The sequence below is a fragment of the Streptomyces sp. NPDC102451 genome, from assembly GCF_044765485.1.
Lineage (GTDB): Bacteria > Actinomycetota > Actinomycetes > Streptomycetales > Streptomycetaceae > Streptomyces.
The window spans coordinates 100,966-113,389 of sequence record NZ_JBIWKD010000017.1; the positions used below are offsets into that span (position 1 = coordinate 100,966).

At 69.9% G+C, this 12,424-nt stretch carries 9 protein-coding genes and 2 pseudogenes; 8 read left to right on the forward strand and 3 right to left on the reverse strand.

What is annotated here, in order from left to right; translation table 11 throughout:
• Window positions 1-237 precede the first annotated feature (237 nt).
• Both ACIRD8_RS29890 and ACIRD8_RS29895 read left to right on the forward strand, forming a co-directional pair.
• Entirely contained in the window at window positions 238-1,785 is a 1,548-nt protein-coding gene (locus ACIRD8_RS29890; protein WP_403998254.1) for an RNA polymerase sigma factor, read from the forward strand.
• Window positions 1,786-1,916: 131 nt separating this feature from the next.
• On the forward strand, window positions 1,917-2,747 hold the full coding sequence (locus ACIRD8_RS29895; RefSeq protein ID WP_403998256.1) for a S1 family peptidase: 831 nt from the start codon (window positions 1,917-1,919) through the stop codon (window positions 2,745-2,747).
• A gap of 113 nt (window positions 2,748-2,860) precedes the next feature.
• Here the strand turns inward: ACIRD8_RS29895 and ACIRD8_RS29900 are convergent, their stop codons facing one another.
• Window positions 2,861-3,094: a hypothetical protein gene (locus ACIRD8_RS29900; RefSeq protein WP_014153643.1), complete on the reverse strand. Its 234-nt coding sequence runs from the start codon at window positions 3,092-3,094 to the stop codon at window positions 2,861-2,863.
• Between the two features lie 432 nt (window positions 3,095-3,526).
• Here ACIRD8_RS29900 and ACIRD8_RS29905 point away from each other — a divergent pair, with 432 nt between their 5' ends.
• From ACIRD8_RS29905 to ACIRD8_RS29930, 6 genes and pseudogenes are all read left to right on the forward strand, one after another.
• Window positions 3,527-5,653, forward strand: a complete 2,127-nt coding sequence (locus ACIRD8_RS29905; protein WP_403998258.1) for a type IIA DNA topoisomerase subunit B — start codon at window positions 3,527-3,529, stop codon at window positions 5,651-5,653.
• A 120-nt stretch (window positions 5,654-5,773) separates the two neighbouring features.
• Window positions 5,774-6,313, forward strand: a complete 540-nt coding sequence (locus ACIRD8_RS29910; protein ID WP_403998261.1) for a DUF1453 domain-containing protein — start codon at window positions 5,774-5,776, stop codon at window positions 6,311-6,313.
• Window positions 6,310-7,474 (forward strand): annotated as a pseudogene (locus ACIRD8_RS29915) (sensor histidine kinase). The gene ACIRD8_RS29910 and the pseudogene ACIRD8_RS29915 overlap by 4 nt, the downstream one beginning before the upstream one ends.
• Before the next feature lie 32 nt (window positions 7,475-7,506).
• Window positions 7,507-7,731, forward strand: a pseudogene (locus tag ACIRD8_RS29920) (response regulator transcription factor); the annotation flags it as partial.
• 96 nt (window positions 7,732-7,827) lie between these two features.
• Window positions 7,828-8,301 carry a DUF485 domain-containing protein gene (locus ACIRD8_RS29925; RefSeq protein ID WP_403998264.1) on the forward strand — a complete coding sequence of 158 codons (474 nt, stop codon included), beginning with the start codon at window positions 7,828-7,830 and terminating at the stop codon, window positions 8,299-8,301.
• Window positions 8,298-9,890 (forward strand): cation acetate symporter, encoded by a 1,593-nt coding sequence (locus ACIRD8_RS29930; protein WP_403998267.1) that lies wholly within the window; start codon window positions 8,298-8,300, stop codon window positions 9,888-9,890. Before ACIRD8_RS29925 ends, ACIRD8_RS29930 begins: the two co-directional genes overlap by 4 nt.
• 54 nt (window positions 9,891-9,944) lie before the next feature.
• On the opposite strand, the gene ACIRD8_RS29935 is transcribed toward ACIRD8_RS29930, so the two are convergent.
• The gene (locus ACIRD8_RS29935; protein WP_403998270.1) at window positions 9,945-10,622 is read right to left on the reverse strand and encodes a response regulator; all 678 of its coding nucleotides are present in this window, start codon (window positions 10,620-10,622) and stop codon (window positions 9,945-9,947) included.
• Complete coding sequence (locus tag ACIRD8_RS29940; RefSeq protein WP_403998273.1) at window positions 10,619-12,343, reverse strand: ATP-binding protein; 1,725 nt, start codon at window positions 12,341-12,343, stop codon at window positions 10,619-10,621. Before ACIRD8_RS29940 ends, ACIRD8_RS29935 begins: the two co-directional genes overlap by 4 nt.
• Window positions 12,344-12,424 lie beyond the last annotated feature (81 nt).

Here is a 12,424-nt window from a genome sequence, read left to right on the forward strand (position 1 = left end):
CTGTTTGTCGCGGATGGGGTGTGACTGGGGCCACGCGAATTGGGCGTAACACTCCTCGAAACAGTGCGATGACTTAAGAGGTGACCGCCGCGGAAGGAATACAGCAGCCACACAGTGCGCTGTGCAGTTCTGAGGCCAAGCCCGCGCCGTCGGCGACATCCCCAGCCGGCGGTCGTCGGTTCCAGCCCTCTCCAGGGCCGGGCCGGAAGCCGTTTCCATCGTTCCGAGAGGTTGTTCGTGTCGGCCAGCACATCCCGTACGCTCCCGCCGGAGATCGCCGAGTCCGAGTCTGTGATGGCGCTCATCGAGCGGGGAAAGGCTGATGGGCAGATCGCCGGCGATGACGTGCGTCGGGCCTTCGAGGCTGACCAGATTCCGCCAACCCAGTGGAAGAATGTTCTGCGCAGCCTCAACCAGATCCTCGAGGAAGAGGGTGTGACGCTGATGGTCAGTGCCGCGGAGTCGCCTAAGCGCGCCCGCAAGAGCGTCGCAGCGAAGAGCCCGGTCAAGCGCACCGCCACCAAGACCGTCGCGGCCAAGACGGCCGTGACGCGGACCGTCGCGGCATCTGCCGCCCCGGCGGCCGAGAGCGCGGACGTGGCGGCCGACGACGCTGCCGTTGCCGCTCCTGCGAAGAAGACGGCAGCCAAGAAGACGGTTGCCAAGAAGACCGCCGCCAAGAAGACCGCGGTCAAGAAGACGGCCGCGAAGAAGTCCGGCAAGCAGGACGACGAGCTGCTCGACGGCGACGAGGCGGTCGAGGAAGTAAAGGCCGGTAAGGGCGAGGAGGAGGAGGGCGAGGGCGAGAACAAGGGCTTCGTCCTCTCCGACGACGACGAGGACGACGCGCCTGCGCAGCAGGTGGCGGTCGCCGGCGCCACGGCCGACCCGGTCAAGGACTACCTGAAGCAGATCGGCAAGGTCCCCCTCCTCAACGCCGAGCAGGAGGTCGAGCTCGCCAAGCGCATCGAGGCCGGCCTCTTCGCCGAGGACAAGCTCGCGAACGCGGACAAGCTCGCACCGAAGCTCAAGCGCGAGCTGGAGATCATCGCCGAGGACGGCCGCCGGGCCAAGAACCACTTGCTGGAGGCCAACCTCCGCCTCGTGGTCTCACTGGCCAAGCGCTACACCGGTCGCGGCATGCTGTTCCTGGACCTCATCCAGGAGGGCAACCTCGGTCTGATCCGCGCGGTCGAGAAGTTCGACTACACCAAGGGCTACAAGTTCTCCACGTACGCCACGTGGTGGATCCGCCAGGCGATCACCCGCGCCATGGCCGACCAGGCCCGCACCATCCGTATCCCGGTGCACATGGTCGAGGTCATCAACAAGCTCGCGCGGGTGCAGCGCCAGATGCTCCAGGACCTGGGCCGTGAGCCCACCCCGGAGGAGCTGGCCAAGGAGCTCGACATGACCCCTGAGAAGGTCATCGAGGTCCAGAAGTACGGGCGCGAGCCGATTTCGCTCCACACCCCGCTGGGTGAGGACGGGGACAGCGAGTTCGGAGACCTGATCGAGGACTCCGAGGCAGTCGTGCCGGCGGACGCGGTGAGCTTCACCCTGCTCCAGGAGCAGCTGCACTCCGTGCTCGACACCCTCTCCGAGCGTGAGGCGGGCGTCGTCTCGATGCGCTTCGGTCTCACCGACGGCCAGCCGAAGACGCTGGACGAGATCGGCAAGGTCTACGGGGTGACGCGTGAGCGCATCCGGCAGATCGAATCCAAGACGATGTCGAAGCTGCGCCACCCGTCGCGTTCGCAGGTTCTGCGCGACTACCTCGACTAGATCGCGGACAGACACATGGGCCGGGGCCCGGAACCGAACAGGTTCCGGGCCCCGGCCCATGTCCGCATGCGGCGGGCACCGGGGCGGATGACGCTGAGTGGGCACTGTTCACCTCGGCGTCAGGAGCCTCCATGCCCCGCGTTCTCGCCCGTGTCCTTCCCGCAGCGCTCACCCTCGCGGTCGCCGGGGCGGTGATACCCCTCGGTCCTCCCGGCCTCGCGGCGGCGGACAGCATCGTCGTCGGTGGGAGGCCGGTGGCCGTCGCGGACAGCCCGTGGGCCGTGGCCCTGTCGAGCCGTGACCGGTTCGGGGGAACCCGTGCGGGCCAGTTCTGCGGCGGAGTGGCGATCGCCCCCACCAAGGTGCTCACGGCCGCACACTGCCTCAGGGAGGACGTTCTGGGGGCATCCGTCGTGGAGGTCCGGGACCTGCGGATCATTGCCGGACGGGACGAGCTGAGCGGGCCCGGCGGTCAGGAGATCGCTGTGCGGTCGTCGTGGGTGAATCCGGGTTACGACCCGCACACGAACGCCGCCGACCTCGCGGTCCTCACCCTGGCCCGGGCGCTGCCGAAGAACAGCGTCATCCCGATGGCCGGGGCCGGGGAGGCGGCGTACGAACCGGGCACCGCGGCCACGGTGTACGGCTGGGGGGACACGACCGGTTACGGCGCCTACGCGTCGGGGCTGCACGCCGCCACGGTGCGGGTGCTGCCGGACAGCGACTGCGCCCGGGCGTACCCCGGTGGCGCACAGGGCGCGTACGACGCCTCATCGATGCTCTGCGCCGGTACCACCGCTGGCGGGCGGGATGCCTGCCAGGGGGACAGCGGAGGCCCGCTGGTGGCCCGTGGGCGCCTCATCGGGCTCGTCTCATGGGGCAGCGGCTGCGGTAGCCCGGGCAGCCCCGGGGTGTACACACGCGTGTCCGCGGCGATCCGGTGGATGGCGGACCGGAACTGACCGCGTACGCACCGTCGCGTCCGCGCCTACGAGAACGGGCGGCTTTCCCCGAGGGGAGGCCGCCCGTCGGCCGGTCCTGGACCGTGCCCATGGCTCGTCGTGGATGCGAGGTGTCAGTGTTGTTCCTCGTCGGCGGCACTGGCCTGCACGGCAGTGAGCCGATCTGTCTCATCCTGTATTTCCGCGGCGATCTTCTTGAGTTCCGGCTCGAACTTGCGCCCGTGGTGGGCACAGAAGAGCAGTTCACCGCCGCTGATCAGGACGACGCGCAGATATGCCTGGGCGCCGCAACGGTCACAGCGGTCTGCTGCGGTCAGCGGGCTCGCGGGGGTCAGAACAGTAGTCACGTCGCCTCTTCTCTAGCTCGACGAGCTGTCGTACCAGGGTCAACATCCAACCAGGCCGAAAACGTTCCCGCTCGTGGCATTTCTTCGAAACTTCTTCTCAGGATGGCTGTCTGTTGCCGGTTGGCGGCGAATGTGCCGTATTGCGTAGCGCTACGGTTTCGCGTTGCTTGTGTGGGCCGGTCCGCCGGCTGGCTTGCCGGTTGTTCATGAGGACGTGCCCGGAGCCTAAATGGTTCATGCCTCGATGGGAACGTGATGTGCACGTCACTCCGACGAGTGATCGAACGTGTATGCGAGGCTGCACTAGCATAAGGATTCCCCCTGGGTGGCGTTACAACCGCTCTACCAGGCCTCTGTAGGCTCTCAGCGGCTACCGAGGCCGAACCCGATACCCACAGGGCCCCAAATGAAATTCAGCGAGGAGCGAACCGCGTGACCGCCGATTCCGTGCCGTCCACTGCGCTGCTGACCGGAGCAGGCGGCGCAGACAGGGACAGCTCCAACTACACCGCGCGGCACCTCCTCGTCCTCGAGGGGCTCGAAGCGGTCCGCAAGCGCCCCGGGATGTACATCGGGTCCACCGACAGCCGCGGACTCATGCACTGCCTCTGGGAGATCATCGACAACTCGGTCGACGAAGCTCTCGGCGGGTACTGCGACGCCATCGAGGTCATCCTCCACGACGACTCCTCCGTCGAGGTCCGGGACAACGGCCGGGGCATCCCGGTCGACGTGGAGCCCAAGACCGGGCTCTCCGGCATCGAGGTCGTCATGACGAAGCTGCACGCCGGCGGAAAGTTCGGCGGCGGCTCGTACGCGGCGTCGGGCGGCCTGCACGGCGTCGGCGCCTCCGTGGTGAACGCGCTGTCCGCCCGGCTGGACGTCGAGGTCGACCGCAACAGCGCCACCCACTCCATCAGCTTCCGGCGTGGTGTCCCGGGCATGTTCACCGAGCAGGGACCCGACAGCCCCTTCGATCCCGCCAACGGCCTCCGCAAGGGCAAGCGCGTCCCCAAGACGCGCACGGGTACCCGGGTGCGGTACTGGGCGGACCGCCAGATCTTCCTCAAGGACGCGAAGCTCAACCTGGAGACGCTGTACCAGCGGGCACGCCAGACAGCGTTCCTGGTGCCGGGGCTGACCATCGTCGTACGCGACGAGCGCGGCATCGACGGCGAGGGCAAGACGGAAGAGACGTTCCGCTTCGACGGCGGGATCAGCGAGTTCTGCGAGTACCTGGCGCAGGACAAGGCCGTCTGCGACGTCCAGCGCCTGAGCGGAACGGGAACGTTCAAGGAGACCGTGCCGGTCCTGGACGACCGCGGGCACATGACGGCGACCGAGGTCACCCGTGAGCTGGGGGTCGACATCGCCCTCCGGTGGGGCACCGGCTACGACACCAACCTCAAGTCCTTCGTCAACATCATCGCCACCCCCAAGGGCGGCACCCATGTCAGTGGCTTCGAGCGCTCCCTCACCAAGACGGTGAACGAGGTCCTGCGCTCCGCCAAGCTGCTGCGGGTCGCCGAGGACGACATCGTCAAGGACGACGCCCTGGAGGGCCTGACCGCGGTCGTCACCGTACGGCTCGCGGAGCCGCAGTTCGAAGGGCAGACCAAGGAGGTGCTGGGCACCTCGGCGGCCAACCGGATCGTGGCCAATGTGGTCGCCAAGGAGCTCAAGGCATTCCTGACGTCCTCGAAGCGCGATGCCAAGGCCCAGGCCAGGGCGGTGCTGGACAAGGCCGTGGCCGCGGCCCGCACCCGCATCGCCGCCCGTCAGCACAAGGACGCGCAGCGCCGCAAGACCGCGCTGGAGTCCTCCTCGCTGCCCGCGAAGCTCGCGGACTGCCGGAGCGACGACGTGGAGCGCAGCGAGCTCTTCATCGTGGAGGGCGACTCGGCCCTCGGTACCGCGAAGCTGGCCCGCAACAGCGAGTTCCAGGCGCTGCTGCCGATCCGCGGCAAGATCCTCAACGTCCAGAAGTCGTCCGTCTCGGACATGCTCAAGAACGCCGAGTGCGGAGCCATCATCCAGGTCATAGGAGCCGGGTCCGGGCGCACCTTCGACATCGACGCCGCGCGCTACGGCAAGGTCATCATGATGACGGACGCCGACGTCGACGGTTCGCACATCCGCACCCTGCTGCTCACGCTCTTCCAGCGCTACATGCGGCCGATGGTCGAGGCGGGGCGGGTCTTCGCGGCAGTGCCCCCGCTGCACCGGATCGAGCTCGTCCAGCCGAAGAAGGGCCAGGACAAGTACATCTACACCTACTCCGACAACGAGCTCCGGCAGACCCTGCTGGAGCTGCAGCGGAAGAACGTCCGGTTCAAGGACTCGATCCAGCGGTACAAGGGCCTCGGTGAGATGGACGCGGACCAGCTCGCGGAGACCACGATGGACCCGCGCCACCGCACCCTGCGCCGGATCAACATCGGCGACCTGGAATCCTCCGAGCAGGTCTTCGACCTGCTGATGGGCAACGAGGTCGCCCCGCGCAAGGAGTTCATCACCAGCTCCGCCGCCACCCTGGACCGCTCGCGCATCGACGTCTGAGGCTCTCCACCCGTGGGTGGAGATCTTTTTCCACCCACGGTCAGCCCCTGAGCCGATCCCGGGATCCCCGCGCCTCCGTAGCGTCGAGGACATCGGATCCTCGCGCCTTCGGAGGCTGGCATGGCAGGGCTTTTCAACGTTCTGGTGATCACCGCTGTGGTCGCACTCGTGGTCGTTCGTCAGTTCTCGGCCCAGCGGGTCGGCGAGCAGAAGCGGTGGTGGGTGCTGCCGGTGATCCTCTTCATCGTCGCCCTGCGCAGTGACGGAGCCCTCGACCCCCGTCACGGCGCACTGTCCGCCGTGCTGCTCGGTGCCGGCCTCGTGGTGGGGCTGGTCACCGGCGCGGGGTGGGGCTGGACGGCCCGGTTGTGGCAGGGGCCGGAGCGAACACTCTGGAGCCGGGGGACCAGGGCCACCGCCTTCATATGGGCGGGTGGGATCGCGCTGCGCGTCGCGCTGGCCGTGGCCGCTCTTCTGCTCGGCGTACACCAGGGGACAGCGGCTCTGCTCATATCGCTCGCGGCGATGCTGTTCGCACGCAGCGGTGTGCTGGCCCTGCGGGTGGCAGGCATGCGCGAGCAGTACGGTGTCACCGCGGCTTCTCCGGCCGGCGACGCGCCGTCGGCGGCCGCACCGGCCATGGCGAAGGGCGGGGCGTGAACCGCGGTACGTGGACGAGCTGGCCCTCCAAGGAGGCACTCGCCCCGGTGCCCCACACCCGGCCCCGGGGCCATGATCAGCCGGCTCGTCTGGGCCGCGGTTTTCGTCGGCTTCCTCTGGAAGGCCCTGGGAGACGGGCGGTTCGCCCTCTGGCAGGTGGCGGTCGGCCTGGTGGTGACAGTGGGCTGCGCGGCAGTCGGCAGAGCGTTCTTCCTGACCACCAGGGAACACCGTCTCGGGCCGTCCGTCGGGCTGCTGGCCCTGCTCGTCGCCGTGGCGTTCGGGGCCCTGGGGGCGGGCGCGGGGGCAGTCGCGGTCGTGCTGTGGTGCGGGTGCGCCGTGGTGGCCCTGGAACGGCTCCCGTTGTTCGCCGCTGTTCCCCTCACGGCGGTGACGCTCATCGCCTACGCGGTCGTCAAGGGCGACGGCTGGCTGACGAGCGTGCTCACCACGGGCGGGCTGTGCCTGGGCGGATACGTGCTGCGGCTCGATGCCGAGGCCCGGGGCAACTCCCGGCGCCTCCTGGCCCAGGAGCGCGCAGCGAGGGAGGCGGAGGCCGGGGTGGCCGCCCTGGCGGAGAGGTCCAGGATCGCCCGCGAGATCCACGATGTGCTCGCCCACAGCCTCTCCGCCCAGCTGGTGCACCTGGAAGCGGCCCGCCTGCTGATCGAGCGGGAGCCGTCCGCGGAGTTCCGCGACCAGGTGCTGGAGAGAGTGGTGGCGGCGCGCTCCATGGCGCGTGAGGGCCTCGCGGAGACGCGTCAGGCGCTCTCCGCGCTGCGCGGGGAGATGACCCCGGTGGAGGACTTCCTGCGTCAGCTGGTGGCCGGTGAGCCGGCCGAGGTGTCCGTGGCGGGGGAGCGGAGGCAGCTGACGGCGGAAGCGTCGCAGACGGTCCGGAGGGTGGCGCAGGAAGCACTGACCAACACCAGGAAACACGCGCCGGGGGCGGCCGTCACCGTACGGCTGGAGTACCAGCGGGACGCGGTGGCGCTGGAGGTACGGGATTCCGGCGGTCACCGTCCGGCGGGCGAGCTCGCTGTCAGTGGCTCCGGATACGGTCTGGTGGGGATGCGGGAACGTGCCGAACTGCTCGGCGGGACGCTGGAGGCAGGGCCGGACGAGGAGGGATTCGTGGTGAATCTGCGGGTGCCCGCGTGAGCGCGCGGGTGGTGGTCGCCGATGACCAGTCGGAGCTGCCCGACGGGCTCACCCCCCGGGAGGCCGAGGTGCTGGCACTCATCGCGGACGGGCTGTCCAATACGGAGATCGCACGCACGCTGCACATCTCCCGGGCCACGGTGAAGACGCACATCAACAACCTCTTCGCCAAGACGGGCGCACGCGACAGGACCGGAGCCGTGCGCTATGCGTACGGCCGGGGTCTCGCACACCCGCCCGGCACTTCCGTCACCTGAAATGGTGAAGCACGGCGAATGAAGTGCCCGGGATCTTCCCGGTCTGCCCATTCTTGGCTACGCGGCCGAAAAGGTTCGTGGACAAGGGAGTTGTCGGTGGAGAAGGAAGCAGGGCCGGTCGCCGCAGCGACGCGGCTCGACGACCCGTGGGACGGGGTGCCGGCCACGGCGTGGGGCGGGCCGGACGGTACGGGGGCCGTTGTGCCCGACGGGCGTTCCCGGCCGGTGGAGCAGCCCGGCCACAGCGCGGCCGAGGTCTATCTGGAGGTGCAGAACAGCCCGGCATTCCGCGAGGTGCGCCGTCGTTACCGACGCTTCGTGGTTCCCGCGTCCGTCGCCTTCCTGCTCTGGTACCTCGCCTATGTCATCGCGGCCACCACCGCGCACGATCTGATGGCGCGTCCCGTCGTCGGCGTGCTCAACGTCGCCATGGTGGCGGGGCTCGGACAGTTCCTCACCACCTTTCTGCTCACCTGGGCGTACGCCCGCCATGCGCGTCTGCACCGGGACCGTGCCGCGCTGGAACTGCGCTGGGAGACCCAGGAGATGACAAGAGGGGCCAGCCGGTGAGGGGGGACCATCAGACGCTGGCACTGCTGCTGTTCAGCGTGTTCATCGCCGTGACGCTCGGCATCACCACCTGGGTCAGCCGCAACAGGCAGGGGTCGGCCGAGGAGTTCTACGCCGGCGGGCGGCTGTTCTCACCCATGGAGAACGGCTTCGCCATCGCCGGTGACTACATGTCAGCCGCCTCCTTCCTCGGCATCTCGGGGCTGATCGCCCTGTTCGGCTACGACGGCATGCTCTACTCCGTCGGCTTCCTCGTCGCCTGGCTCGTCGTCCTGCTCCTCGTCGCCGAACTCGTACGCAACTGCGGGCGGTTCACCCTCGCCGATGTGGTCGCCGCCCGGATGGCGGAGCGCCCGGTGCGTACGGCGGTGGGCACCTCGTCCGTCACCGTCTCCGTGCTGTACCTGGTGGCCCAGATGGTGGGTGCGGGGAGCCTTGTCGCGCTGCTGCTCGGTGGGACGAGCGACACCGCCCGGTCATGGACCGTGGTCGGGGTCGGAGCGCTCATGGTGATCTACGTGTCGCTCGGCGGCATGCGTGCCACCACCTGGATCCAGATCGTCAAGGCGGTCCTGCTGATGTCCGGCGCCGTGGCGCTCACGGTGCTCGTCCTCCTCCGCTTCCATGGCGACATCAACGCCCTGCTCACCTCGGCCGCCGAACGCAGCGGCCACGGCCGGGACTTCCTCTCGCCCGGGCTGAGGTACGGCGGGAGCTGGACGGCGCGGTTCGACTTCATCAGCCTCGGTCTGGCGCTCGTCCTCGGCACGGCGGGCCTGCCGCACATCCTGTCGCGCTTCTACACCGTGCCCACGGCCCGGGCGGCCCGGCGCTCGGTCGTCTGGTCCATCGGGCTCATCGGCAGCTTCTACCTGATGACCATCGTGCTCGGGTTCGGAGCGGCCGCGCTCGTCGGATCCGCGGACGTCCGGGCGTCCAACGCCTCCGGGAACACAGCGGTACCGCTCCTGGCGCTCGTCCTCGGGGGCGGTGAGGGCTCCACCGGCGGCACGGTGCTCTTCGCCGTCGTGGCCGCCATCGCCTTCGCCACGATCCTCGCCGTCGTCGCCGGGATCACCCTCGCCTCCTCCGCCTCCGTCGCGCACGACCTCTACGCCTCGTTCCGGAGGCCGGGCGCCAAGCAGCGGAGCGAGGTCGGTGTGGCCCGGGCGGCCGCGGCGGGCATCGGGGTGGTGGCCATCGCCCTCGGTCTCCTCGCCCAGAATCTGAACGTCGCGTTCCTGGTGGGGCTGGCCTTCGCGGTCGCCGCCTCAGCCAATCTCCCGGTGCTGCTCTACTCGTTGTTCTGGCGGAACTTCACCACCCGGGGAGCGGTCTGGGCCGTCTACGGCGGGCTGGTCCCCGCCGTGCTGCTCGTCCTGCTCTCACCGGTGGTCTCGGGCAGCCCCACCTCGCTCTTCCCCGGCGTGGACCTCGCGCTCTTCCCCCTGGAGAACCCGGGGCTCGTGTCGATCCCGGCAGGCTTCCTGGCCGGCTGGATCGGCACGGTCACCTCACCGGAGCCGCCGGACCCGGCCAAGCACGCGGAGACGGAGGTCCGGTCGCTCACCGGGGCGGGAGCGGCGTAGACGGTTGCTTGAGGCGCGTCCCAGCGGCGGCTTCGGGCGCGCCCCACGGCGGTTTCAGGAGCCGGTGGCCCAGATGTACCGGTGTTCCGGACGTCCCGTCTCGCCGTACTTGAGGGAGAGCCGCACGCGGCCCGTGCGCTCCAGCAGCTTCAGATAGCGCTGGGCCGTCTGCCGGCTCATCCCGGCGCTCTCCGCGATCTCCTGCGCGGAGAGCGGCCCGTCGGCGGACCGCAGCGCCTGGCGGACCAGTTCCGCGGTCGTCGTCGAATGCCCCTTGGGGAGGTCGGAACCGCCGGTGGCCCACAAGGCCCCGAACAGCCGGTCCACCTCCGTCTGCTCGGCCTCGCCGCCGCTCTCGAAGGTGTGGCGCAGTGCCGCGTACGCCTCCAGTTTGGTGCGGAGCCCGGCGTAGGCGAACGGCTTCACCAGGTACTGGAGGGCGCCGTGGCGCATCGCTGCCTGGACGGTCGCGACGTCGCGGGCGGCCGTCACCATGATCACGTCGGTGTGATGGCCGAGTGCGCGGAGCTCCCGCACGACGGCCAGACCGTTGCGGTCCGGCAGATAGTGATCGAGAAGGATCAGATCGATGGGCGCCTCGCCGATCCTCGTGAGCGCCTCCGCCGCGGAGTGGGCCATGGCGGCCACCCGGAATCCGGGCACCTTGGCGACATAGGCCGCGTTGATCCGTGCGACGCGTACGTCGTCGTCCACGACCAGAACCTCGATCACTGGGCGCCTCCTGACGTCGCGGGCCGTACGGGAGCCGGCGGGCCGCCCGGGGCGGGGAGGCCGAGCGGGTCCGGGCCGCCGGGGGCGGGTGCACCGAGCCGTTCCGGTTCGCCCAGGGCCTCCGGCAGGACGACGGTGAACACCGCGCCGCCCTCGGCGGCGTCGGACACGGACACGCTGCCGCCCTGTCGCTCGGCGAGCCGCCGTACCAACGGCAGTCCCAGGCCGCGCTTGCCGTGGGCCGGGAGTTCCTTGGTCGACCAGCCCTCCATGAAAATGGATTCGTGGTCACCCGCAGGCACTCCGGGGCCGCTGTCACGCACTCGCAGTTCCACCGTACGGCCCTCGGCCCGCAGCCCGACCTCGATGCGTGCGTCGGCCGACCCGGCGGCCGCGTCCAGTGCGTTGTCGACCAGGTTGCCGAGGACCGTGACGAGCCCGCGTGGATCCACCAGCCGGTCGGGCAGCAGGGTTCCCGCTGCCATGCGCAGGGCGACCCCGCGCTCGGCGGCCACGGTCGCCTTGCCGACCAGGAGCGAGGCCAGCAGCGGGTCCTGCACCTTCTCGGTGACCTGCTCGGCGGTCGCCCGGTGGACACCGACGACCTCCGTGACGAACTCCACCGCTTCCTCGTGCATCTCCAGTTCCAGCAGCCCCAGGAGGGTGTGCAGCCGGTTGGCGTGCTCGTGGTCCTGCGCGCGGAGCGCGTCGATCAGGCCGTGGGTGGAGTCGAGTTCGCGGCCGAGGTACTCCAGCTCCGTACGGTCGCGCAGGGTGACCACGGCGCCGCCGTCGTCGGTCGGCATCCGGTTGGCGAGGAGCACGCGGCTGCCGCGGACCGTCACCAGGTCGTCGCCGACCACCCGCCCGGCCAGTACGTCCGTGGTGCGTCCCTCGCCCAGGGCCTCGTCGAGCTGCCGGCCCGCGGCGTCGGGGCCGAGGCCGAGCAGCCGCTGGGCCTCGTCGTTCAGAAGCCTGATGCGCCCGGTGCGGTCGAGCGCCACGACGCCCTCACGGATGCTGTGCAGCATCGCCTCGCGCTCGGTCAGCAGCGCCGAGATGTCGGAGAACGCCAGGTCGTGGGTCTGCCGCTGGAGACGGCGGGAGATCAGATAGGCGGCCAGAGCTCCCACCGCCAGGGCCCCGCCCGCATAGGCGAGCAGGCCGGGGATCGTGGCGAGCAGCCGGGCGCGGACACTGTCGTACGCGATGCCGACCGAGACCGCGCCGACGACCCGGTCCGATTCGTCCAGCAGCGGCACCTTGCCGCGGGCCGAGCGTCCGAGGGTGCCGCTGTCGATCTCCATCACGGACCTGCCGGCGAGCGCCGTACTGGGGTCGGTGGAGACGACGTCGCCGATGCGGGAGGAGTCCGTGTGAGACCAGCGCACCCCCTGCTTGTCCATGATCACCACGTACTCGGCGCCGGTCGCCCGTCTGATCCGCTCCGCCGCGGTCTGCACGGCGCCGTCCGGCCGGGGCTCGGTGCTCTGCAGCGCGGCCGAGATCTGCGGCTGCGCCGCCGTGCTCTGCGCGATCGCCAGGGCGCGTCGCATCGCCTGGTCGTCGAGCTGGGCGCTGAGCGGTGCCAGGAAGAGGCCCGTGACGAGGACCGTGACGCCGGTGATGATGGCCAGCTGCATCAGCAGGACCTGCGAGAAGACCCGCCGCGGCCAGCCGAACCGGCGCGGTCCCCGTGAGGTGGTCGGTGGGGCGCTCATCGTACGAACGGTAAAGGGCGAACCGTACTTACCGAAATCTCCGCCCCCGGCGCCAAGCGGGCGCCGGTCGATCAGGGCCCG

Coding starts and splice junctions, on each gene's coding strand:
- ACIRD8_RS29895 (WP_403998256.1), top strand. CDS start 1,917: ATGCCCCGCGTTCTCGCCCGTGTCCTTCCCGCAGCGCTCACCCTCGCG.
- ACIRD8_RS29910 (WP_403998261.1), top strand. CDS start 5,774: ATGGCAGGGCTTTTCAACGTTCTGGTGATCACCGCTGTGGTCGCACTC.
- ACIRD8_RS29940 (WP_403998273.1), bottom strand. CDS start 12,343: ATGAGCGCCCCACCGACCACCTCACGGGGACCGCGCCGGTTCGGCTGG.